The organism is Paracoccus yeei ATCC BAA-599, from assembly GCF_000622145.1.
Lineage (GTDB): Bacteria > Pseudomonadota > Alphaproteobacteria > Rhodobacterales > Rhodobacteraceae > Paracoccus > Paracoccus yeei.
In genome coordinates this window covers 1-22,831 of sequence record NZ_JHWH01000024.1, presented here as the reverse complement: position 1 = coordinate 22,831, position 22,831 = coordinate 1, and the positions used below count along the sequence as shown (strand labels likewise).

The window sequence follows — 22,831 nt, the reverse complement described above, 5'->3', positions numbered from 1 at the left end:
GCGGTCAGCGCGGCACCTGGGCCGCGATGATCCGGCCCAGGGCAAAGGCGCGCTGTTCCAGCACCACCGGCGTTTCGCAGACATAGGTCAGCGACTGCTGGCGGTCCTGGAAGATGCGGGTGGACCAGTCGATCTGTTCCTCGATCTTGTCGAGCGCGTCGAAATCCTTGGGCTCGGCCTGATCGAGCCGCGCGAATTCATGGCGCAGGTCCTCGATCCGGACCTCCAGCGCCTCCTGCTTGTGGGCATAGCGGGTGATGCCCTCCATGACGCGGTTGCGCTGGTGCTGGATGTGGTCAAAGGCCGCCAGGAACAGCCCGACCAGCGCCGATGCGTCATGGGCGCCGGCAAAGTCGCGCACCAGGCCCTCGGCCTCGGGCAAGGGGGTGCGGCGCAGCGCGATGACCTGGGCCAGCTGCTGCACGTCCGGATCCTCGATATGCGCCTGCGCGGCGTCGTCGGGCGGCGGGCCGCCCCAGATCTGGCCGACCGACAGCGCGGGCTGGCGGCGCTGGACGCAGGGCCAGTCGGGATCGACCGGGCCCGCCGCATGGCCTGCCGTGACGGCCAAGGCCGACAGGATCACCCCCGACAGAATGCTGCGCATCGTCACACCCCTCCCTTGCGGCCGCGCCACAGGCCCTTGGCCGGATCATACATGAAGACGGTCCCCCCGAAAAAGACCAGGATGCAGCCCAGCGTGACGGCCAGCGACACCGGCTCGACTTGGCCGTAAAGCGCGAAGCGGATCAGTTCGACCGCATGGGTGAACGGGTTCAGCGCGCAGATGTCGTGCAGAAGCGTGCTGGATTCGCGCATCCGCCACAGCGGATAAAGCGCGGTCGAGGCAAAGAACATCGGGAAGATGACGAAGTTCATCACCCCGGCGAAATTCTCAAGCTGCCGGATCGCCGAGGAGATCAGCAAGCCCAGGGACCCCAGCATCACCCCCGCCAGCACCAGCGCCGGCAGCACCGTCAGATAGCCGTGCCACGGCGGGCGGATGCCCCAGAGCCAGGCGATCAGCAGGAAGGCATAGACCTGCATCACCGCCACCATGACCGAGGCGACCAGCTTGGACCCCAGCAGGAACCAGCGCGGATAGGGGCTGACCAGCAGGCTGCGCATGGCCCCCGTCTCACGGTCGTAGACCATCGACAGCGACGACTGCATCCCGGAAAACAGCAGGATCATGCCGCACAGGCCGGGGGTGACATAGACCTCGTAAAGGACATAGGTGCGATAGGGCGGCGTGATCGAGAGCCCCAGGACCGAGCGGAAGCCGGCCGCAAAGATGAACAGCCAGACCAGCGGCCGGACCAGCGCGGCCAGGAACCGTTCCCGCTGGCGGGTAAAGCGCAGGAACTCGCGCCGCACGATGCCGCCGAAGGCAGTGGTCCAGCCCTTCATGCCAGGATCTCCGCATCGGTGCCGGTCAGGCGCAGGAAGGCGGCGGGCAGGGTGTCCCCGTCCATCAGCTCGGCGGCGGGCGCGTCGGCCAGCACCCGGCCGCGATGCAGCAGCACGACATGATCCTGCGGCGTGATCTCGTCGAAGATATGCGTGGCCCAAAGCGCCGAGACGCCCTCCTCGGCGATCAGGCGGCGGGTCAGGGCCAGCACCTCGGCCCGGGCGCGCAGGTCCAGGCCCGCCGTCGCCTCGTCCAGCAGCAAAAGCTGGGGGCGGTGCAGCAGGGCGCGGGCGATCTCGGCCCGGCGCTGCTGGCCGCCCGACAGGGTCGAGGCGCGGGCGCCGGCCTTGTCGGACAGGTCGACCAGCGCCAGCACCTCGGCGATGCGGGGCAGGGCGTCGCGGCGGCGGATGCCGTGCAGCGCCGCGTGATAGGCCAGGTTCTGGCGCAGCGTCAGGTCGCTGTCCAGGGCGCGGGACTGGAACACCACGCCCAGCCGCGACAGCGCCCGGCCGGGCTGGCGCCGAGCGTCGAAGCCCGCCACGGCGATCCGGCCCGAGGTCGAATCGTAAAGCCGCGTGACCAGCGAGAACAGCGTGGTCTTTCCCGCGCCGTTGATCCCCAGCAGCGCGCAGAAGCTGCCCGGCCGGACCGTGAAGCTGACGTCGCGCAGCGCCTCGACGGTGCCAAAGCGGTGGCTCACGCCCTGGATGTCAAGCGCGGGGGGAAGGTCCCCCGCGCCCGTGGGCAGGATCATTCCTTGCGCCGCTCTTTTTCGGTGAAATCGGCGTTCAGCTTGATGTCATATTGCCCATCAGCGCAGATCACGTCGTCCAGATCGAAGCTGCCGTCGTTCTCGACGTCGATATTGTCGGCATCGACCTCGCAGGTCATGGCGGCCAGCGCCTCGTCGATCTTGGCGACCTGGTCGGCGGTCGGATCGGTGTCGGCAAAGGCCGGGGCGCCGAAGGCGATCAGCGTCGAGGCAAGCAGGATGCGTTTCATGGTCTCTCCCTGGGTCAGCGGATGTTGAAGACGGCTTTCTGGCTGTCCCCGTGCGATCCGGGAATGGCCAGTTCGAAGGTGCCGGGCGTGATCGCGATGAAGCTGATCTCGGCCTCGCCGGCGGCGTCGAATTCCAGCGAATGGACGCCCATGGGGCGCACCTCGATGTTGTTGATGACGATCTCGTTGATCCAGACGGCGCGGAAGAAATCGCCGCCCGACAGCGCCAGTTCCGCCGAGCCGTCGGCCACGATCTTCATCTTGTAATAGGCGCCCGATTTCAGGTCATAGGGCTTTTCCGCCACCGGCTTGCCCGAGCCCAGCGTCAGCGGCGCCAGTTCGACCCGGTTCGCCTTGCCCATCAGCCCCGCAAAGCCGTAATCGAACTGCTGCGCCCCCGCCGTGCCTGCGGCCATCAGCGCCGCGGCCAGGATCCATGCCTTCATCTTCGCCTCCCTTCAGTCGGATTTCACCGCAACGACCCCCCAGGGCTGTTCGCCCACCGGGACCGAGACGGTCACCTCGTCGGTCGCCGTGTCGATGACCGAGATGTCGTTGGAATTGCCGTTCGTCGTGTAGAGGAACTTGCCGTCGGGCGAGAAGGCCAGCTGCCAGACCCGCTGCCCCACCAGCAGGTAATCCTTGACCTCGAGGCTGGCCAGATCCAGCACCGCCACCCGGTTCGCCGGCCCAAGCGCCACATAGGCCTTGGTCCCGTCCGCCGTCACCCGCAAGCCCACGGGCTGCAGCGCCTCGGGCAGCACGCCCGGCACCTCGAAGGTGATCTTCTTCGTGACCTCGTTCGTGGCGGTGTCGATCACGCTGACCGTGCCGCCGATCTCGGCCGTGACGAACAGCAATTTGCCGTCCGGCGTGTATTCGGCAAAGCGGGGGCGCGAGTCGACCAGCACGTTCGCCACGATCTCATAGCTCGAGGTGTCGATCATATGGGCCATGTTCGTCGTTTCGGACGTATTGACCACGATCTTGCCGTCCGGGCTGACGCCCATGCCCTCGGGCTCGACCCCCACGGGAACCTCGGCCAGGACCTGGCGGGTGTTCACGTCGACCACGGTGACGATGTTGTCGTCCTCATTCGCGATGAACAGCGGGTTCCCGGACGGGTGCAGCACGAACAGTTCGGGGTCCGGTCCGGACGGCAGCGAGGGCAGTTCCTCATAGGTGGCGGCGTCGTAGACCCTGACCAGGTTGTCGTCCGAGGCGCAGACATAGATGTGCTTGCCATCGGGCGAGGCGGTGATGCCGCGCGGCCGCTGCATGCCTTCGATGGTGTGGATCACCTCAAGGCTGGTGGCATCCAGAACGCTGATCGTGTTGCCTTTTTCGTTCGACACGAAGATCTTGTCGGCCAGGGCCGGACCGGCGCACAGCGCGGCCAGGCAGCCCAGAACGGCAGTTCTCATTCCTTACCTCCCTGTTGACGTCGGCATTCGGATTCGGTCCGGTCGATGCCCAGCGTGTCCAGCTGGCTGACCTGGTGCAGGAATTCGTCCTGCGGGCTGACCGAGGCGACGACCCGATCGGCCGCCAGCAGCACGGGTTGGCGCAGCTGCCCGTCCCAGTCGCGGAAGCTGAGCTTTTGTCCCTTGAACGCGGCCAGGTCGAAGTTCGGTGACAGGATGAAGTCATGCACGGCCTTGTCGTCGCCGCCCTTGGTGCGGGTCGCGGCCTCGCCGATGACGCGCAGCGCCATCCAGACCTGGTAATCCTCGGGCCGGGCGGGGCGGTTCGCCAGTTTCTCGAAACGGCTCTGGAACTGGGTGCCGCCCCAGGCCTCTTGCGCGGGATGCCAGCTTTCCGGGACCAGCCCGGCCGAGCCCGTCACCGGCCGCGCGTCCCAGGTGTGATAGGGCAGCCAGTCGGCAAAGACCCCGGCCCGGTCGGCGGCGACCACGACGTCATGATCGGCGGCGCGCTGGGTAAAGACCGGCATCTGCTTTTGCACCTGGACATGGCCGCTGTCGGTGCGCCGGGCGCCGCCGGTGTCCTCATAGACGCGCTCCTCGACGATCCGGGCGCCGAACTTCTCGGCGGCGCGGCGATAGGCGGCGGCCAGGGCCTGATCCTCGGGGTGGCTGCCTTCGATCAGGAACCAGTCGGTCCATTTCTTCCAGACCAGGTATTGCGCCAGCGCATCCGCCAGCATCGCATCGGACGGGGCCACATGCAGCAGGTTCGCCCGGCAGTCGGCCGCCCGCAGGCTGTCGTCGGTCGCGGTCGCATTGAAGATCAGCGCCCGGTCGCCCGCCAGATCGGCCAGCCGCACGACGGTCGGCGCATCGGCCATGACCACGATATAGGGCACGCCCGCGTCCAGCAGCTTCGTCAACTCGGCCTCGGCCGTGTCGGGCGTGGCGGCGACGGTCTGGGTCGTGAAGCTTTGCCCCATGAAGCTGCCGGTGGTGGCATTGTCGGCGGTGCCGAGTTCGGCCCCCGCAAAGCCCAGGTCGTCGGGCTTGAGGTCCAGCCGCGAGATCGGCAGCGGCCCTGCGGGCGCATCGACGCGCAGCACGGCGGCGCGGTATTCCACCTCGGCCCAGGCGGGCATGGCGGTGGCCGTGCAAAGAAGAAGCCCCGCCAAGGCGGGCCAGCGGATCTGGTGCATTGTCATCTCCTCCCATACCGGATGATGCACGACCCGCCTTGTTCGCAAAGGATTATCCCCTAATAAAAGATAAATAATAAGCTTCCTTTCCAAAGCCATACCTAAGGATGATTGTCCCGGGCCCGCCGGGGGTTTCATCTCGGCCCTGTCAAATGGAACAGGAAGGACTGCACGATGCGACAGCTTGCGATGGCCTTGGCGGTGGGGCTGGCCGCCATGACGGGGGCGGCCGAGGCGCACGGCCCCTCGCGGCTGAAAACCGATCAAAGCGTGACGCTGAACGCATCTCCCGACGAGGTCTGGGCCGTCGTCGGCGATTTCACGGACATGAGCTGGTATCCCGGCGTCGCCAAGGTCGAGGCGACCGGCAACGACAAGGGCGCGACCCGCGTGCGCACCATGGAGGACGGCCAGGTCCTGCACGAGGAGCTGCTGAAGCGCGACGACGAACGCCACGCCATTTCGGTCCGCTTCACCGAGGACAATCTCGAGGCCGTCAAGGCGACCAACTATGCCTCGCACATCACGCTGAAGGACCAGGGCGGCAAGACGCTGCTGGACTGGAAGGGCGCGTTCTATCGGGCCTATCCCAACAACAACCCGCCCGCCGACCAGAACGACGAAGCCTCGGCGGCCTCGGTCGAGGCGGCGCACCAGAAGGGCATCGACGCGCTGGTCGAACGTTTCGGCAAGGCGGAATGAGCGGACTGGCGGCGGGGTGCCGGGCCGCTGCCCTGGCCCTGCTGCTGGGAACGCCCGGCCTGGCCGACATCGCGGCCGTCACCTCGCAGAACGCGGGGATGCTCAGCCTGATCGACACCGACGGGATGCGGCTGATCGGTTCGGTGCCGCTGCCGGGCAAGCCGGCGGCCGTGGCCGTCGACGGGCCGCGCGGGCGGATCATGGCGATCTCGGTCGAGGATGGGCGGCTGCATGTGCTGGACCTGTCCGGCCGCGAACAGGCCGCGCATGGGCTGGGCGGGGCGCCCTTCGGCCTGGCGGTGGACCCGGCCAGCGGGCACGCCCTGGTGACGGATTGGGGCGGCGCCCTGCGCGAGATCGACCCGGCGGACGGCCGCGCGCTGCGCCGCTGGGCGACCGGGGCCACGCCCTCGGGCGTCGCGGCGGGGCGGGGGGTCATCGTCACCGCCGACCGCGACGCGGACAGCGTGACGATCATCCGGCCGGGGGGCGTGGTGCGGGTCGCGGTCGGCCATCACCCCTTCGGCGTCACCCTTCGGGGCGGCCGGGCCTTTGTCACCAATGTCCTGTCCGACAGCGTCAGCGTGATCGACCTGGAAGCCGACCGGGTCGTCGCGACCATCGCCACGGGCGAGCGGCCCTATGCCGTGGCCTTTGCGGCCGGGCGGGGCTTTGTCACGAACCAGTACGACGCCAGCGTCACGGTGTTCGACGAAGCCAGCCTGTCCGTCCTTGGCCGGATCGAGACGGACGAATACCCCGAAGGCATCGCCGCCACGGCGGACGGGAACCGCATTCTGGTCGCCAACTGGTTTTCCGACACGGTGCAGGCGATCGACCCCGCCGGCATGGCGGTGGTCGAGACGCTGGACATGCCCGAGGGGCCGCGCGCCTTCGGCCAGTTCATCGGCCGCCCGTAAGGCCCCGTAAGCCTCAGGGCGCGACGGGTTTCAGCTGCTTGCCGTAATCGTCCACCAGCGGCACGCCGGCATCGCGCAGGATGGCGTCGATTTCACCCTGGTTGCGCCGGATCATGCTGTTCAACTCGCGCTTCCAGACATCCTCGCCAGGCCGGACGCCCATGGTGATGCGAAAGAACAGCCGCGGCGTCGTCGTTTCCCTGAGCAGCGGGATGACCTTGAGCTTGGGGTTGTCCTTGGCCAGAGGCCCCGCGATCGGTCCCCACATCAGCGCGGCGTCGGTCGCCCCGGTCTCGACATCGTGCAGCATGTCGCCGGCGGGGTTTTCCACCCGGCGGTCGGTCATCAGGTCATAGGGCTTGGCATCCTTCATCAGCCCCAGGCGGGCCACATGGGTCGCGGGCGGCGCGCCCGCCACCACGCCGATCTTGCGCCCCTTGAGCGCGGGGTCCGACAGGTGATCGACCCCCGTCAGATCGCCATCCGCCCGCACCACCAGCACATGGGTCGAGGTATAGTAGTGGTTCGTGTTCAGGACCAGCTCGTCGCCCTGGGCAAAGCCGATCACCACGTCGCATTTGCCCGCGCCCAGCGTCTGGCGCACAAAGCCGATGACCTGCGGGAACCAGGTGTATTGCACCGGCACACCCAGCTTGGCCGCAAAAAGGTCAGCGATGCGGTTTTCGAACCCGGTGCCGTCCTGCGACGACAGCGGCAGGTTCGCCGGGTCCGCGCAGACCCGGAAGGCGGTGTGATCGACCAGGTCCGCCACCTGCGCCCGCGCCGCCGGGGCCGCAAGCGGGGCCAGCGCCAGCATCACCACCGCCGCAAGGGCAGGGCGCATCAACTGCCCCCCATGCAGCTTTTCTCGGCCTCGGCATAGGCTTCGGACTTGGCCTCTTTCTTGGCGGGCCGGCCGCGCGGCACGGCGTCGGTGCCGCGGGCGCGCAGATAGGTATAGATGTCGTCCAGATAGCACATGACGTTCGGGTTCGCGCCAAAGGCCGGCATCACCTGGTTTTCGGCCTGGCCCACCTTCTGGCGCCCGTCCGCGACCACCGCATAGAAGTCGTAATAGTCCATGCGCAGGGCCGAGTTCTTCAGCGCGGGGGCATAGCTCGACCCCTCGCCGTCGGGGCCGTGGCAGACGTGGCATTCCGCGTGATAGCGGCGATAGCCCGAAAACGTCGGCCAGTCGATCGTGCCGTCCTCGGCGATCTTGTAGGTGGGCGTCTCGTCCGAGTTGAACCAGCGGACGCCATCGGTATTGACGGCTTCGACGTTCGGCTTGTCCTGGGCCAGGGCGGCTGTGGCAAAGAACGTGGCGAATGCCAGCAAGGGCACGGCTGCTTTCATGGTATTTTTTCCTCCCGTTGGCGGGATACTATGCACATTCCGGCACAACACCAATCAAACTTAAGTCTTGCGGAATGACGGCGGCGCCCGCGGCGAAACTCGCCGGGGCGCCGGGAAAAAAGCCCTGCAGGCGCTGGATCAGGCGTTGAACAGGAAGTGCAGCACGTCGCCGTCCTTGACGACATAGGACTTGCCCTCGACCCGGAACTTGCCGGCCTCGCGCGCGCCGGCCTCGCCCTTGTAGGTAACGTAATCGTCATAGGCGACGGTTTCGGCGCGGATGAAGCCGCGTTCGAAATCGCCGTGGATGACGCCCGCCGCGGCCGGGGCCAGCGTGCCCTTGTGGATGGTCCAGGCGCGGGCCTCCTTGGGGCCGACGGTGAAATAGGTCTCAAGCCCCAGAAGCTTGTAGCCCTCGCGGATCAGGCGATCCAGGCCCGCTTCGTGCAGGCCCATCTCCTCAAGGAACATGGCGGCCTCCTCGGGGGGCAGCTGGCTGATCTCCTCCTCGATCTTGGCGGAAATCACCACATGGCCGGCGCCCTGCGCCTGCGCCATCTCGGCCACGCGGTCGGACTGGGCGTTGCCGGTCGCGGCCTTGTCCTCCTCGACGTTGCAGACGAACAGGACGGGCTTGGCGGTCAAAAGCTGCAGCATGTCCCAGGCGCGGCGCTCGTCCTCGGCCACCGCGACGGTGCGGGCGGGCTTGCCCGATTCCAGCGCCGCCTGCGCGGCCTTCAGCAGTTTTTCCTGCGCCAGCGCGTCCTTGTCGCCGCCCTTCAGCTTGCGGGCGATGTTGGCCAGCCGGCGCTCGACCGACTCCAGGTCGGCGATCATCAATTCGGTCTCGATGGTCTCGGCGTCGGCGATGGGATCGACGCGGCCCTCGACATGGGTGACGTCGCCGTCCTCGAAGCAGCGCAGCACATGGGCGATGGCGTCCACCTCGCGGATGTTGGCCAGGAACTGGTTGCCCAGGCCCTCGCCCTTGCTGGCGCCTTTGACCAGGCCGGCGATGTCCACGAAGGTGATGCGGGTCGGGATGATCTGCTTGGACCCGGCGATCTGGGCCAAGGTGTCCAGGCGCGGGTCGGGCACCGCGACCTCGCCCACGTTGGGTTCGATGGTGCAGAACGGGAAATTCGCGGCCTGGGCGGCGGCGGTTTTCGTCAGCGCGTTGAACAGCGTCGACTTGCCCACGTTCGGCAAGCCGACGATCCCCATGCGAAAGCCCATGATGCACCCCTTTTTGCCCGGATTTGCGCGCCTTTTATGGGCCGGTGACGCGCAAGTCCAGTGCCGGGCGTTGATCTTGCCCCCTGTCCCGCGATAGGGCTTTGGCCGACCATCAGGGGGACGGGGCGCATGAGCAGAATCGACGACACCTTCGCGCGGCTGGCCGAGACCGGCGGCAAGGCCTTTGTCGCCTACATGATGGGCTGCGACCCGGACTATGACACCGCGCTGCAGATCATGCGCGGCCTGCCGGGCGCTGGGGTTGACATCATCGAACTGGGGATGCCCTTCACCGACCCGATGGCGGACGGTGCCACGATCCAGGCCGCCGGCCAGCGCGCGCTGGCGGCGGGCGGCAGCGTCAGCCGCGTGCTGGACATGGTGCGGGCGTTCCGCGCCGAGGACCGGCGCACGCCCATCGTGCTGATGGGCTATTACAACCCGATCTATGCCCGCGACGGCGGGGTGACCCGCTTTCTGGCCGAGGCGTCGGAGGCGGGGATCGACGGGCTGATCGTCGTCGACCTTCCGCCCGAGGAGGACGCCGAGCTGTGCCTTCCCGCGCGCGAGGCCGGCATCAACTTCATCCGGCTGGCGACGCCCACGACCGACGACCGCCGCCTGCCGGCGGTGGTGAAGAACACCAGCGGCTTCGTCTATTACGTCAGCGTCACCGGCATCACCGGCGGCCCGGCGGCCGACGCGGCCGAGGTCGCGCCCGAGGTTGCCCGCATCCGCGCGGCGGCCGGCCTGCCCGTCGTGGTGGGCTTCGGCATCTCGACCCCCGATGCGGCGCAGGCGGTGGCGGGCGTGGCCGATGGCTGCGTCGTCGGCAGCGCCATCGTCAAGCAGATCGGCGAAGGCCGGCCAGTGCCCGAGGTGCTGGATTTCGTCGCCGACCTTGCACGCGGCGCCCACGGCGGCTGAACCGCTCCGCCCTCCATGCGTTCGCCTTGGCCGAACGCCGCGTTCCCGCGCCACGCGCTTGGGAAAACGCGGCGGCCGGCTATGTTGGACGCGTGACGGAGGAAGGATCCCATGCCCAAGCTGATTTACCACACCGGCGCCTGTTCGCTTGCGCCCCATGTCGTGCTGGAATGGATCGGCGCGCCCTATGAGGAACAGGCGGTCGAATTCGGCGACCGCGACCTGCTGGCCGCCAACCCCGCCGGCGCAGTGCCCGTCCTGATCGAGGACGACGGCTGGACCCTGACCCAATGCGGCGCGATCCTGCACTATCTGGCCCGCAAGCACCCGCAGGCCGATCTGGCGGGCGGCGACGATGCGCGGGCCGCGGCCGAACTTGACCGCTGGTCCAGCTTCTTCACCGGCGACCTGCACCCCAGCTTCTACCCGATCTTCATGCCTCAGCGCTATACGACCAGCGCCGACCCCGCCGCCCGCGACGCAGTGCAAGAGGCCGGGCGCAAGCTGGTGCGCAAGCGGCTGAAGCTGCTGGACGCGCAGCTGGACGGGCGCGACTTCATCCTGGGCCGCCGCTCGGTCGTCGATGCCTATGCCTTCCCCATGATCCGCTGGGCCGCGAACCTGCTGCCCGAGGGGATCCAGGCCTGGCCGAACGTCCAGGCCCTGCACGACCGGATCGCGGCGGACCCCGCCGTGCAACGCGTCCTGGCCCGCGAAGAGGGCGAATAAGGAGCAAGCCATGCCCAGCGGCATCCATCACGTCACCGGCATCACCCGCCGGGTCCAGGCCAATGTCGATTTCTACGCCGGCTTCCTGGGCCTTCGCCTGGTCAAGCGCACGGCCGGCTTCGAGGATGCCGAGCAGCTGCACCTGTTCTATGGCGACGCGCTGGGCTCGCCCGGCTCGCTCGTCACCTTCCTGGTCTGGGAGGATGGCGCGCCGGGCCGCGTGGGCCATGGCCAGGTGACCGAGATCGCCCTGGCCGTGCCGCCCGCAAGCATCGGCGACTGGCTGACCCGCGCGATGTCCGCCCATATCCCCGTCGAAGGCCCCAGCCGCGAGATGGGCGAGACGGTCCTGCGCCTGAAGGACCCCGACGGGGTGATCGTCAAGCTGGTGGGCGCGGACCTGCCCGCCGCCGCGCCGCTGGCCGATCCGGTCGCGCCGACCCGACTGCGCGGCGTCACGGTCTGGAGCGAGGACCCCGCCGGGACCGCCGCCTTCCTGGCCCGCTTCGGCTATCGCATCGAAGGGGTGCACGGGGCGATCACGCGGCTGGTTTCGGACAGCGATGCCGTCGATATCCGCGATGCCGGCGGCTTTTTCCCCGGCATTCCGGGCACCGGCGTCCTGGACCATGTGGCGTTCCGCGCCCCGGACGCGGATGCGGTCGATGCCATGCAGTCCGCCCTGGCGGGCAGCGACGTGACCCATGTCCACGACCGCAGGTATTTCCGGTCGCTCTATGTCCGCGAACCGGCCGGCACGCTGCTGGAATATGCGACCGACGGGCCCGGGTTCACCCTGGACGAGGCGCCCGAGGACCTGGGCCGGACGCTGTTCGTCCCGCCCCATGACGCAGCGCGCGCGCGGGATCTGCGCGTGATGCTGCCGCAATTCGCTCTGCCGGGCGAGGAAAGGACCCCGATGCGCGAACTTCACTTCATCCACCGCTTTCACCGGCCCGACGATCCCGACGGCAGCACCATCGTCCTGCTGCACGGGACCGGCGGCAACGAATCGGACCTGATGCCGCTTGCCGCCCGACTGGCGCCCCGCGCCACGGCCCTGGGTGTGCGCGGCCGCTCGACCGAGGAGGGGATCAACCGCTGGTTCCGCCGCTTCGACGCGGTGACCTATGACCAGGCCGACATCCGTGCCGAGGCCGAGGCCTTTGCCGCCTTCATCGACGAGGCGGTGCGGGCCTATGGGCTGGACCGGCAGCGGCTGGTCTTTCTGGGCTATTCCAACGGCGCGAATCTTCTGGGTGCGATCCTGCAACTGCATCCCGGCGTGATCGGACGGGCGATTCTGCTGCGTGCCGTCCAGGCGCTGGAGGCCCCGCCCGAGCTTGCCCCCGACGCGCTTGCGGGCAGCCACGTGCTGATGCTGACGGGCGCGCGCGACATGTTCGGGCGCATGGCCCCGGCGTTGGAAAGCGCGCTACGCCAGGGCGGCGCCGATCTTGCGGTGCAAAGGCTGCCGGCCGGCCACGAACTGTCGCAGGATGACCTTGTACAGGCGCGAAAGTGGCTGTCTGCCGAAACGACGTAACGTCAAAACGCATCAGGGAAGGCGAACTGTCCAAAAGGTCAACTACCGCATTCCGCGAACATGGTGCATACGGTGCATGTGGTTAAGCGGTAGCATGTTTTTTGCCGTAACTAGTTGAGTGTTGACGATATTACAATTCGGGCGAGCGTGTTTTCGCTCGCCCGACAGTCAACCTCCGGATGAGTTATTGTCCGTTTCGTATCCTCCGACGAAATCCGACCCGCCCCGGCCGTCCTGGCCCTGATGGCCGCGATTCCAGGTGTCGACCGCTTCCCAGCGGGGATTTTCGTCGCCCAGGTGGCGCTGCAGACCCCAGTAACCGAAGGGGCTGGGCCGGTCGCATTCCACGAATTGGTTGAATTGACTGCCCCCTGCGGCGGCCCATTCGTCCAGCGCGGCGGTATAGACCTGCCCCATCTCGGCCGAATAGTTGAAACGCTGGTAGAATTCGGCCAGCGCCGGATCGGCCAGCGCCGGGGCCGGGGGCGTGATATGACTGCCGCCCTCGTACATGACCAGGGCAAGGCCGCGGCGGCGGGCGATCTCGGCGTGGTAATCCCAGGTCTGGCGCAGGCTGGCGATGGTCCGCCCGCTTTCGGGCCAGCCGCCGTGCAGCATCTGGTCGCGCAGCGCCGTGCGGGCGGCGGCTTCGCCCTGTTCCAGCAACGCGCGGATCGCGGGCACGTTCTCTGCGCGGTCGATGCCGCCGTCGAAATAGCCCGAGACGGCATAGGCGTCGAAATGCCGGTAGGGCGGGGGCTTCAGCGGATGGTCGGCGCGCCAGTCCGGGGCGTCCAGCGCCGCCCCCTCAAGCCCCAGCCAATGGGTGTGGGTCGAGATCACCTTGACGCAGCGTCCCGGATCGGCGGCGTGGATGCGGTCCAGTTCCTCGGCCATGGCGACGGACCGCGCGGCATAAAGCTGCATGAACCCGTCGCCCTGCGCGGGCCACAGCCCGCGCGCCTGTTCGATGGCCCATTGCGTCTGGCCGAACTGCATGTTCCACATCTCGTTCGAATATTCGTACCAGGCGCGCAGCCCCGGGCTCAGCCCGTCGCGCACCACCGTCGCAAAGCGCCGCAGCCAGTCGGCCGAGGCCAGGTGCGGGACGCAGAACCAGCCGTCCGCCCCGACCTCGTTCAGCGCCGCGACCATGACCTCGACCGGGGCGCCGCGCCAGGTATAGAAGGCATCCTCGGGGCGCGGCCGGTCGGCCCATTCCGCCTGGACCGAGTTGTTGGTGAACATCCAGTCCATGAAGCGCAGCAGGCGATAGTTGCGCACCCGGTCCAGCCATTCGCGGCGAAACAGCTGCCCGTCGCGATGGCGGGACAGGTTGTCCAGCTGCACCACGCGGATGTCGCGGATCGGCCCGCGCGTGATCCGGGTGATGTCCAGCCCCAGCGCGCGCTGGGGGTCGGGCCGGAAATCGAAGGCGATGCCGCCGTCCTGCGGCGCCTGCGCGGTGGCGCCCTTCAGCGCGATCTCGCCCTCGCCCCGCCAGGTCAGCAGGTAGCGCCCGGCCAGGTCCTGAGCGCCCGCGTGCAGTTCCGTCAGAAGCACCGTCGAGACCGCCTCGACCCCCTCGGGCACGGCCAGCGGCCAGCCCTGCGGGTCGATGACCCCCTGCGCGCGCAGATCGTCGAAGGACAGCGCGCCGAACCGGCCGCCCACGGTCCCGGTCCAGGGTCGTGCCAGCTTGAAATGGTCCAGCAGGGGCTGGGCCGTGCTCCAGTCCAGAAGCCCGGCCAGTCCCACGGCCAGCGGCGGGTTGGTCAGCGTGCCGGGAAGGGTCATGGGCGCCTCGTGCAGGAAAGACCGTGCGTTCAAGGCTGCCCCAGCCGATGCGGGCCCCGCAAGGCCGGGAATGACCGTTTCCGCCGCAGCGCAGGAATGTGAGGGGCGAAAACGCGCGAAAAGGGTTGAAACCGGGGCGCGCATGACCTTCCCTTTGGGGGCGGGGCCCTGCTGCCCCGGACGACCCGATCCAGGACGAATTCGACGATGACGCGCCCAGCAGACCACGGACCCGGCCGGCGGCGGATGACGCTGACACCCGAACTGGTCGCCCTGACCCTGCGCCCGGAACCGGACCTTGGCCACGAACCCGGCTGGACCGAGATGACCGAGGCCGAGCTGGACGCCCTGGCGCAGGACTACGACCGCCAGTGCGGCGCGGACCCGCTGTGGGTCTTTGCCTATGGCTCGCTGATCTGGAAGCCCGATTTCGACGCCGAGGATCATTGCCGCGCCAGCGCCTATGGCTGGCACCGTTCGTTCTGCCTCAAGATGCACCGCTGGCGCGGCTCGCCCCAGCACATGGGGCTGATGATGGCGCTGGAACGCGGCGGACGCTGCGACGGGGTGATCTATCGCGTGCGGGCCGAGGACCGGCTGGACCAGATCCGCCGCATGCTGCGGCGCGAGATCCGCTTCCGCGAAAACCGCGACATGGTGCGCTGGATCCGGGTCCGCACGGCCGAGGGGCCACGCCGGGTCATGGTGTTCTGGGCCGGACCGCACGGGCCGCGCATCCTCAGCCGGCTGCCGCTGGAGCAGGTGGCGGGCATCCTGGCCCCGGCCTGCGGGCCGGTGGGGTCCTGCGCGGAATACCTGTTCAACACCGTCCGCCATCTCGAGGAGTTCGGCATCCACGACCGCAACCTGTGGCACCTGCAAAAGCTGGTCGCGGCAGAGATCGAACGGCTGCACCGGACCTGCCAGGCCGCGGAATAGGGCCGCCGGTCGGTCCGGCGGCCCTGCGTTCGTTCAGTCCAGCGGCTTCAGCCCGGCCTCGATCTGGTCGCGCCGGCCTTCCAGGAAGGGGGGCAGCGACAGGCGTTCGCCCAGGGCGTCCAGCGGTTCGTCCACGGCAAATCCCGGATCGTCGGTCGCGATCTCGAACAGGTTGCCGCCGGGTTCGCGGAAGTAAAGCGAGCGGAAATAGTAGCGCTCGACCTCGCCCGAACTCGGCACCCGCATCTGCTTGAGCCGCTCGGCCCATTGGTGGATCGTCGGATGATCGGGCACCCGGAAGGCGACGTGGTGTACGCCGCCCGCACCCTGGCGGGCCACCGGCAGGTCGGGCTGGACCGCCACATGCAGTTCCGCCGCCGGGCCGCCCGCGCCCATCTCAAAGACATGGACGGTGCCCTGCCCGTCGGGGCTGGCATAGTCGCGGGCCCTGCGCATGGCCATGACCTGGGTCAGCACCGCTTCGGTCGGGGCAAGGTCGGGAACCGAGATGGTGATCGGCCCCAGTCCGTGGATCTGGTGATCCGCCGGCACGGGCGATTTCGCCCAGGGGTTCGCCGCAGTGCTGTCGTCCTCGGTCAGGCGGAAACGCTGGCCCTCGGGATCCTCGAAATCCAGGCTGGTGCGGCCATCGAGCTGACCCACGGTTCCGACCGTCAGCCCCGCGTCGTTCAGCCGGCCGGCCCAGAAGTCGAAGCTGTCCTTGCCGATCCGCAGCCCGGTGCGGCTGATCGAGCGGGTGCCGCGCCGTTCGCGCGCCGCTGGCCAGTCAAAGAAGGTCAGGTCGGTGCCGGGCGAGGCGAGCCCGTCGGCATAGAACAGGTGATAGGCGCTGGTATCGTCCTGGTTCACGGTCTTCTTGACCAGGCGCAGGCCCAGCGTGTCGGTATAAAACCGCTTGTTCTGGGACGCCTTGGCGGTGATCGCCGTCAGATGGTGTATTCCGGTGAGCTGCATGATGGCTCCTCCTTTCGTTGCGACCAATCTGGGCACCCGGGCCGTTTCCGCCAGCGCGGCGGATGCGAACCTCGCGTTCGGTCCAGCCGAACATCAGGGGCTTCCGGCGGGTTCCCGGGCGCCCTATCTTGGGGCCATGCGCTACGATCTCGACGACCTCGAAACCTTCCTGACGGTGATGGAACTGGGCACCGTGACCGCCGCCGCGGCGCGGCTGAACCTGTCGAAATCTGTGGTCAGCAAGCGCATAGCCGATCTGGAAACCACGCTGGGCGCTGCCCTGTTCCGCCGCAACGCGGGCCGCATCACGCCCACCGAGGCGGCGCAGCGCCTGGCCGAACGGCTGCGCCCCGCGCTGACCGAACTGGTCGCCGCGGCCGAGGCGACGGCCTGGGACATGGATGGCCTGACGCCCCTGCGCGGCAGCCTGTCCATCGCCGCGCCGATGAGCTTCGGCGTGTTGCACCTGGGCCCGATCATCGCCCGCTTTGCCGAGGCCAACCCCGATCTGGAAATCACCGTCGATTACGACGACCGCACCCGCGACCTGGCGCGCGAGGGCTTCGACGTCGGCATCCGCATCGGCAAGATGCGCGACAAGGCCCTGATGCAAAGGAAGCTGTGCGAGGACGAAAGCCTGGCGGTCGCCAGCCCCGCCTATCTGGACCGCCACGGCCGCCCGCGGACCTTGGCCGACCTGCGCGACCATCCGGTGATCGGCTACAGCCATATGCCGAACAGCCAGCTCTGGCAGTTCCAGGACCGCGACCGTTTCGTCTCGCCCCTGGTCACCGGCCGGATGTCGCTGAACAATGGCGAGGCGATCCGTTGCATGGCGATCCAGGGCCTGGGGCTGGCGATGCTGCCCGGCTTCATCGCCGCCCCCGCGCTGGCCCAGGGCACGCTGGAACGCGTGCTGCCCGGCTATCCGGCCCGCCGGATGCCCATCGTCGCCGTCTGGCCCCCCGTATCCCCCATGCCCGCCAAGCTGCGCCGGTTCATCGACCACCTGGCGGCCGAACTGAAGACGCCGCCCTGGCAGGGCGCGCCCGAGGAAAGCTCATGAAGAAAATCGGTTTCCTGTCCTTTGGCCACTGGTCGCCCGACCGTGGCTCGGCCACCCGCAGCGCCCAGGACACGCTGCTGCAATCCATCGACCTGGCCATCGCTGCCGAGGAACTGGGCGCGGACGGCGCCTATTTCCGGGTGCATCACTTTGCCCGCCAGCTCGGCTCGCCCTTTCCGCTGCTGGCGGCGGTCGGCACGCGCACCAGGACCATTGAGATCGGCACCGCCGTCATCGACATGCGCTATGAAAACCCGCTGTACATGGCCGAGGACGCCGGCAGCGCCGACCTGATCTCTGGCGGGCGGCTGCAGCTTGGAATCTCGCGCGGCTCGCCCGAGCAGGTGATCGACGGCTGGCGGCATTTCGGCTATCAGCCGGCCGAGGGCGAAAGCGACGCCGACATGGCGCGGCGCCACGCCGAGGTGTTCCTGAACGTCATCCAGGGCCACGGCTTTGCCGAGCCGAACCCGCGCCCGATGTTTCCGAACCCGCCCGGGATGCTGCGGCTGGAGCCTTACAGCCCGGGCCTGCGCGACCGCATCTGGTGGGGCGCGGGGTCGAACGCCACCGCCCGCTGGGCGGCGCAGATGGGCATGAACCTGCAAAGCTCGACGCTGAAGGACGACGAGAACGGCAAGCCCTTCCACGTCCAGCAGGCCGAGCAGATCCGCGCCTATCGCGAGGCCTGGGCCGAGGTCGGCCACGAACGCCAGCCCCGCGTCTCGGTCAGCCGCTCGATCTTTCCGCTGATGAACGACATGGACCGGATGTATTTCGGCCGCGGCGGCAAGGAACAGGACCAGGTCGGCTTCATCGAGCAGACCCGCTCGATCTTTGGCCGGGGCTATGCGGCCGAGCCGGACAAGCTGATCGAGGAACTGCGCACCGACGAAGGCATCGCCGAGGCCGACACCCTGCTGCTGACCGTGCCGAACCAGCTGGGCGTCGACTACAACGCCCATGTGCTGGAAAGCATCCTGAAACACGTCGCCCCGGCGCTTGGCTGGCGCTAGGGCTGGGCCCAGCGATAGCCGACACCCGGCTCGGTCAGGATCAGTTCCGGCCGGGCCGGGTCGCGTTCCAGCTTCTGGCGCAGCTGGCCGATGAAGACCCGCAGATAGGGCACATCGTCCACATGCGCCGGCCCCCAGACCTGGCCCAGCAGCTTGCGGTGCGTCATCACCCGGCCGGCGTTCAGCGCCAGCGCGACCATCAGGTCGAATTCCTTGGGGGTCAGGCGCAGCACCTCGCCGTCGCGGCTGACCTGGTGGGCGTCCAGGTCGATGACCAGCCCGTCCTGGCGGATCGCCTCGGGCCGGGCGGCGCGGCGCGGGCGCAGGCTGACCCGCAGCCGGGCCAGCAACTCGCCGATGCCGAAGGGCTTGGGGACGAAGTCGTCGGCGCCCAGGTCCAGCGCCATGATCTTTTCCATCTCCTGGTCATGGGCCGACAGGACGATCACCGGCATGTCGGACCGCAGCCGCAGCCGCTCGATCACCTCCTTGCCATTCATGTCGGGCAGGCCCAGGTCCAGGATCATCAGGTCGGGGTCCTGGCTGTCGGCCAGCGCCAGGGCCTCGTGCCCGTTCGCGGCCGACAGCGTGTCATAGCCGGCGGCCGTCAGCGCGTGGCCCAGGAACCGCTGGATCTGGGGCTCGTCGTCGACGATCAGGACCGTCTGCCGGGTCATGCGCCGCGCGCCGGCGGCACCGGCAACAGGATCTCGATCACCGCCCCGGCACCGCCGGGACCGCGCCGGGCGACAAGCCGGCCCCCCAGCGCGGCGGCGATGCCCTTGCTGATCGGCAGGCCCAGCCCCGCGCCCTGCGGCGGCCGCGCCATCGCGTCCGAGGCCAGCCATTCCGCCACCGGCCCGGGCAGGCCCGGCCCCTGGTCCGCGACCGACAGGGCCAGCCAGCCATCCGGCTGCACCCCGGCCGACACCCGGATCGGGCCGGGCGCGTATTTCACCGCGTTCTCGATCAGGTTGAAGATCGCCTGTTCCAGCAGCCCGGCCTCGGCCCGCAGCATCGGCAGGGGCGGGACCTCGGCCTCGATCCGGGCCTGGGGCCAGGACCGGCGGGCGCGCGCGACGGCGGCCTGGGCCGCGTCGCCGGCATCCACCCAGGCCATGTTGACCTCCATCCCCGATTGCAGCCGCGTCAGCTGCAACAGCTTCTCGACATAGCGGGCCAGCCGCTCGGCCTCCTCCTCGATGGCGGCCAGCAGGTCGGTCCGGGCCGAAGGCGACAGCGTTCCGCCCAGTTCGCGCAGCGTGGTCACCGATCCCAGGATCGTCGCCAGGGGCGTGCGCAGGTCGTGGGACAGCGAGGCCAGCAGGGCAGCGCGCATTTCCTCGCTGGTGGCGCGGCGGCGCTCGGCCTCGGCCTCCTCGGTCAGGGCCAGGCGCTGCAGGGCCTGGCCGGTCTGGCGCAGGATCACCTCGATGGCCTGTTCGCGCCAGCCGTGGTCGCGCTGGTCCTGCGGGATGCGGGCATGGCCCAGCACCGGGCCATGCCCCGGCCCACCCGTCCCCACCGGATAGAAGGTCAGCCGCGACCCGCTCCAGCCCTGGGCCGAGGCGAATTCGGGCCGGCCGCGCCGGAAGGCCACGTCCGCGGCCTCAAGCTCGCTCGCCTCGGGCAGATAGTCCTGCGGCTCGGCCGCGATCAGGCGCAGCTGGCCCCCGACCGGGGCCAGGGCCACGGCGGGCCCGTGCGCCAGGGCGTTCAGGTGGCGCACGGCGACCCTGGCCACCTCGGCCTGCGATCCGGCCAGCGCCAGGTCGGTCGAGACGCGCGACAGCACCTCCAGCGCGGCGGCCCGGCCCTGCGCCGCGTCCACCTGCTCGCGCAGCCGCCCCGAGATCAGCCCCGTGATCGCCGCCGCCAGCAGGAAGATGCCCAGCTTGATGATGTCCTGGGGCCGGGCGATGTGCAGCGTGAAATGCGGCTCGACATACATGAAGTTGAAGCCGGCCAGCGCCCCCACCGCGCTGATGATCCCGACCCAGAAGCCGAAGCCCGCGGCCGAGATCAGCACCGCCGTCAGGAACAGCAGGATCGCGACCGATTCGGGCAGCACATGGCGGGCCGAACCGACGATCACCGCCGCCGCCATCAGGATGGCCGCCGCCCCCGCGAACCCTCCCAGGGTGGGCGCGGTCATCCGGTAGCGATCCTCCGGCAGGCGGGGCGGCTCCATGCGGTCCATGCCCGCGATCTGGCGGCAAGCCGGGCCGCTTGTCCACCGTCTTTACGAATTCCTTACGCGGCGGGGCGAAATCCCCCTCGAACCTTTACGCCGCCTCGCGGCATCCTGCGCCCTTGCCGGGGAAGGACCCGGTTCCAAGGATGGATCACATGGCCAGTCTGGACACCCATGCCGAGGACACGACCGCGCATCGCCCGGGGCTGTTGCCGCTGTCGCTGGCCGCCATCGGCGTGGTCTATGGCGACATCGGCACCTCGCCGCTTTACGCCTTCCGCGAGGCGATGCTGGCCGCAGGCGCCCGCCACGGCCAGGTCCTGCGCGAGGACGTGCTGGGCGTCCTGTCGCTGATCGTCTGGGCGCTGATCCTGATCGTGACGGTGAAATACGTCCTGATCCTTCTGCGCGCCGACAACGAGGGCGAGGGCGGCACCCTGTCGCTGCTGGCCCTGGCGCAGCGCGCCATGGGCCGACCGAACCGCGCCATCCTGATCCTGGGCATGGTGGGCGCCGCGCTGTTTTACGGCGACGCCGCGATCACGCCCGCGATCTCGGTCCTCTCGGCGGTCGAGGGGCTCAAGCTGGTCACACCCGAGGTCGAGCCCTTCATCGAGCCCATCGCCATCGCCATCATCGTGGTGCTGTTCCTGGTCCAGAACCGGGGCACCGAGGCCGTGGCCCGGTTCTTCGGCCCGATCACCCTGGTCTGGTTCCTGGTCATGGCGGCAGCGGGGACGCATTGGATGATGCAGGACCCCGAGGTGCTGTCGGCGATCAACCCGGTCCACGCCCTGCGCTTCGTCCTGGAAAACGGCAAGCTGGGGCTGATCGTGCTGGGCGCGGTGTTCCTTGCCGTCACCGGGGCCGAGGCGCTTTATGCCGACATGGGCCATTTCGGCAAAAGGCCGATCCAGCTCGCCTGGCTGTTCGTGGCCTTCCCCGCGCTGCTGCTGACCTATTTCGGCCAGGGCGCGCTGGTCCTGTCGCGCCCCGAGGCGATCGAGAACCCCTTCTTCCTGCTGTTCCCGGCCTGGGCGCTGCTGCCGGTGGTGGTGCTGGCGACGCTGGCCACCATCATCGCCAGCCAGGCCGTCATCACCGGCGCCTTTTCCCTGACCCAGCAGGCGGTGCAGCTGCACATGCTGCCGCGCATGAAGATCCGCCACACCTCGGACCAGCACCAGGGCCAGATCTATCTGCCGGGTGTCAACCAGTGGCTGATGTTCGCCGTGCTGGCGCTGGTCGTGGGCTTCGGCTCCTCCTCCAGCCTTGCCTCGGCCTACGGGATCAGCGTCACGGGCACCATGGTCATCACGGCCACCCTGGCGATGATCGTGGCGCGCAAGCACTGGAAGCTGCCGCTGTGGCTGTCGGTGGGCATGATGCTGCCCTTTCTGGCGCTGGACCTGACCTTCCTGGGCGCGAACCTGATCAAGGTGGCCGAGGGCGGCTTCGTCCCCCTGGGCATCGCCGGCATCATGCTGATCGTCATGGCCAGCTGGATCCGCGGCAGCGCCATCATCGCCCGCAAGGACCGCGAGGCCGAGCTGCCGCTGGACACGCTGCTGGGCCAGATCGAGAAATCGGCCTCGATCGGCACCGTGCCGGGGACGGCCGTGTTCCTGACCTCGAACCCGGACCTGACGCCGGCAGCCATGCTGCACAGCCTCAAGCACTTCAAGGCGCTGCACGAACAGAACGTCATCCTGACGATCCAGACGGCCGAGGTGCCGCGCGTGCCCATCCGCGACCGCGTGCGGATCGAGGACATCAACGACCGCTTCCGCCGCGTCACCCTGCTTTACGGCTATGCCGAGGACCCCGACGTGCCTCAGGCTCTGCTGCAATGCCGCAAGCAGGGGTGGAAATTCGACATCATGGCGACCTCGTTCATCCTGTCGCGCCGCCGCATCCGCATCTCGACCCGCTCGCGCGTGCCGGGCTGGCAGGGCAAGCTGTTCATCGCGCTGGCCCGCAACGCGGCCGGGGCCTCGGATTATTTCCGCATCCCGGCCGGCCGCGTGGTGGAAATCGGCACCCAGATGAACATCTAGATTCAGGGCTCACAACCCATAGATGACGGTTGCGGCGAGAGCGCAGGCTGAGAGGAACAGGATCGGGCAGCGGTCGTATCGGATTGCGATCCGCCGCCAATCCTTGAGGTGTGCGAACATGTTCTCGATCCGGTGACGCAGGCGATAGATGCTGGCGTCGTGCGGGATCGGGGCCTTGCGGCCGGTGCGGGAGGGGATGCACGGCGAAATGCCCCTCTCGATCAGCGCGTTGCGGAACCAGTCGGCGTCATGGCCCCGGTCTGCAAGCAACGCCCCGGCCGAGGGGATCGAGGACAGCAGCGCCCGCGCGCCGATGCAGTCGGAGGTCT

Annotated in this window: 24 protein-coding genes; 9 read left to right on the top strand and 15 right to left on the bottom strand. The window is 68.7% G+C overall.

Translation table 11 applies throughout. The features are described from left to right. Positions 1 to 4 precede the first annotated feature (4 nt). The 7 genes from BU28_RS0113885 to BU28_RS0113855 are packed head-to-tail and all read right to left on the bottom strand — an operon-like array spanning position 5 to position 5,042. Complete coding sequence (locus tag BU28_RS0113885) at positions 5 to 607, bottom strand: hypothetical protein (protein WP_028720024.1); 603 nt, start codon at positions 605 to 607, stop codon at positions 5 to 7. A 2-nt stretch (positions 608 to 609) separates the two neighbouring features. Then, positions 610 to 1,410: an ABC transporter permease gene (locus BU28_RS0113880; RefSeq protein ID WP_028720023.1), complete on the bottom strand. Its 801-nt coding sequence runs from the start codon at positions 1,408 to 1,410 to the stop codon at positions 610 to 612. After that, positions 1,407 to 2,168 carry an ATP-binding cassette domain-containing protein gene (locus BU28_RS0113875; protein ID WP_036762950.1) on the bottom strand — a complete coding sequence of 254 codons (762 nt, stop codon included), beginning with the start codon at positions 2,166 to 2,168 and terminating at the stop codon, positions 1,407 to 1,409. Before BU28_RS0113875 ends, BU28_RS0113880 begins: the two co-directional genes overlap by 4 nt. Continuing rightward, positions 2,165 to 2,416, bottom strand: a complete 252-nt coding sequence (locus BU28_RS0113870; RefSeq protein ID WP_028720021.1) for a hypothetical protein — start codon at positions 2,414 to 2,416, stop codon at positions 2,165 to 2,167. Before BU28_RS0113870 ends, BU28_RS0113875 begins: the two co-directional genes overlap by 4 nt. Before the next feature lie 14 nt (positions 2,417 to 2,430). Next, entirely contained in the window at positions 2,431 to 2,862 is a 432-nt protein-coding gene (locus tag BU28_RS0113865) for a cupredoxin domain-containing protein (RefSeq protein ID WP_028720020.1), read from the bottom strand. A gap of 12 nt (positions 2,863 to 2,874) precedes the next feature. Continuing rightward, positions 2,875 to 3,840, bottom strand: coding sequence for a YVTN family beta-propeller repeat protein (locus BU28_RS0113860; protein WP_028720019.1), 966 nt, complete (start codon positions 3,838 to 3,840; stop codon positions 2,875 to 2,877). Beyond that, positions 3,837 to 5,042, bottom strand: coding sequence for an ABC transporter substrate-binding protein (locus tag BU28_RS0113855; RefSeq protein ID WP_081791386.1), 1,206 nt, complete (start codon positions 5,040 to 5,042; stop codon positions 3,837 to 3,839). Before BU28_RS0113855 ends, BU28_RS0113860 begins: the two co-directional genes overlap by 4 nt. Before the next feature lie 174 nt (positions 5,043 to 5,216). Here BU28_RS0113855 and BU28_RS0113850 point away from each other — a divergent pair, with 174 nt between their 5' ends. Both BU28_RS0113850 and BU28_RS0113845 read left to right on the top strand, forming a co-directional pair. Next, positions 5,217 to 5,744, top strand: coding sequence for an SRPBCC family protein (locus tag BU28_RS0113850; RefSeq protein WP_028720017.1), 528 nt, complete (start codon positions 5,217 to 5,219; stop codon positions 5,742 to 5,744). After that, the gene (locus BU28_RS0113845; RefSeq protein ID WP_028720016.1) at positions 5,741 to 6,664 is read left to right on the top strand and encodes a YncE family protein; all 924 of its coding nucleotides are present in this window, start codon (positions 5,741 to 5,743) and stop codon (positions 6,662 to 6,664) included. The genes BU28_RS0113850 and BU28_RS0113845 overlap by 4 nt, the downstream gene beginning before the upstream one ends. A 13-nt stretch (positions 6,665 to 6,677) precedes the next feature. Here BU28_RS0113845 and BU28_RS0113840 read toward each other — a convergent pair whose 3' ends face one another. The 3 genes from BU28_RS0113840 to ychF all read right to left on the bottom strand — a co-directional run bounded on the left by BU28_RS0113840 (position 6,678) and on the right by ychF (position 9,256). After that, positions 6,678 to 7,508: a substrate-binding domain-containing protein gene (locus tag BU28_RS0113840; protein ID WP_036762947.1), complete on the bottom strand. Its 831-nt coding sequence runs from the start codon at positions 7,506 to 7,508 to the stop codon at positions 6,678 to 6,680. Next, a complete protein-coding gene (locus BU28_RS0113835) occupies positions 7,508 to 8,020 on the bottom strand; it encodes a c-type cytochrome, methanol metabolism-related (RefSeq protein ID WP_028720014.1) in 513 nt (170 codons plus the stop codon). Before BU28_RS0113835 ends, BU28_RS0113840 begins: the two co-directional genes overlap by 1 nt. Positions 8,021 to 8,158: 138 nt before the next feature. Beyond that, complete coding sequence (gene ychF / locus BU28_RS0113830) at positions 8,159 to 9,256, bottom strand: redox-regulated ATPase YchF (RefSeq protein WP_028720013.1); 1,098 nt, start codon at positions 9,254 to 9,256, stop codon at positions 8,159 to 8,161. 129 nt (positions 9,257 to 9,385) lie between these two features. Between ychF and trpA the strand changes: the two genes are divergently transcribed. From trpA to BU28_RS0113815, 3 genes are all read left to right on the top strand, one after another. Continuing rightward, positions 9,386 to 10,183: a tryptophan synthase subunit alpha gene (gene trpA, locus BU28_RS0113825; protein WP_028720012.1), complete on the top strand. Its 798-nt coding sequence runs from the start codon at positions 9,386 to 9,388 to the stop codon at positions 10,181 to 10,183. 111 nt (positions 10,184 to 10,294) lie between these two features. Next, positions 10,295 to 10,912: a glutathione S-transferase family protein gene (locus tag BU28_RS0113820; RefSeq protein ID WP_028720011.1), complete on the top strand. Its 618-nt coding sequence runs from the start codon at positions 10,295 to 10,297 to the stop codon at positions 10,910 to 10,912. A gap of 10 nt (positions 10,913 to 10,922) precedes the next feature. Next, positions 10,923 to 12,458, top strand: coding sequence for a VOC family protein (locus BU28_RS0113815; RefSeq protein ID WP_028720010.1), 1,536 nt, complete (start codon positions 10,923 to 10,925; stop codon positions 12,456 to 12,458). Positions 12,459 to 12,626: 168 nt separating this feature from the next. Here BU28_RS0113815 and BU28_RS23055 read toward each other — a convergent pair whose 3' ends face one another. Next, a complete protein-coding gene (locus BU28_RS23055) occupies positions 12,627 to 14,255 on the bottom strand; it encodes a hypothetical protein (RefSeq protein ID WP_051578199.1) in 1,629 nt (542 codons plus the stop codon). Between the two features lie 207 nt (positions 14,256 to 14,462). Here BU28_RS23055 and BU28_RS0113805 point away from each other — a divergent pair, with 207 nt between their 5' ends. Next, positions 14,463 to 15,194 carry a gamma-glutamylcyclotransferase gene (locus tag BU28_RS0113805; protein WP_198944998.1) on the top strand — a complete coding sequence of 244 codons (732 nt, stop codon included), beginning with the start codon at positions 14,463 to 14,465 and terminating at the stop codon, positions 15,192 to 15,194. 33 nt (positions 15,195 to 15,227) lie between these two features. Here the strand turns inward: BU28_RS0113805 and BU28_RS0113800 are convergent, their stop codons facing one another. Beyond that, entirely contained in the window at positions 15,228 to 16,169 is a 942-nt protein-coding gene (locus BU28_RS0113800) for a ring-cleaving dioxygenase (RefSeq protein ID WP_028720008.1), read from the bottom strand. A 136-nt stretch (positions 16,170 to 16,305) separates the two neighbouring features. Between BU28_RS0113800 and BU28_RS0113795 the strand changes: the two genes are divergently transcribed. Further along, on the top strand, positions 16,306 to 17,235 hold the full coding sequence (locus BU28_RS0113795; protein ID WP_028720007.1) for a LysR family transcriptional regulator: 930 nt from the start codon (positions 16,306 to 16,308) through the stop codon (positions 17,233 to 17,235). Continuing rightward, entirely contained in the window at positions 17,232 to 18,251 is a 1,020-nt protein-coding gene (locus BU28_RS0113790) for an LLM class flavin-dependent oxidoreductase (protein WP_028720006.1), read from the top strand. The genes BU28_RS0113795 and BU28_RS0113790 overlap by 4 nt, the downstream gene beginning before the upstream one ends. On the opposite strand, the gene BU28_RS0113785 is transcribed toward BU28_RS0113790, so the two are convergent. Beyond that, positions 18,248 to 18,928, bottom strand: a complete 681-nt coding sequence (locus BU28_RS0113785; protein WP_028720005.1) for a response regulator — start codon at positions 18,926 to 18,928, stop codon at positions 18,248 to 18,250. The two genes, BU28_RS0113790 and BU28_RS0113785, sit on opposite strands and share 4 nt — an antisense overlap. Next, entirely contained in the window at positions 18,925 to 20,406 is a 1,482-nt protein-coding gene (locus BU28_RS0113780; RefSeq protein WP_233145055.1) for a DUF4118 domain-containing protein, read from the bottom strand. The genes BU28_RS0113785 and BU28_RS0113780 overlap by 4 nt, the downstream gene beginning before the upstream one ends. A 194-nt stretch (positions 20,407 to 20,600) precedes the next feature. On the opposite strand from BU28_RS0113780, the gene BU28_RS0113775 reads away from it, so the two are divergent. Next, entirely contained in the window at positions 20,601 to 22,502 is a 1,902-nt protein-coding gene (locus BU28_RS0113775; RefSeq protein WP_028720003.1) for a potassium transporter Kup, read from the top strand. A gap of 9 nt (positions 22,503 to 22,511) precedes the next feature. On the opposite strand, the gene BU28_RS0113770 is transcribed toward BU28_RS0113775, so the two are convergent. Next, positions 22,512 to 22,831 (bottom strand): IS5/IS1182 family transposase (locus BU28_RS0113770; RefSeq protein ID WP_028720002.1); only part of this gene is annotated, 320 nt, incomplete at its 5' end.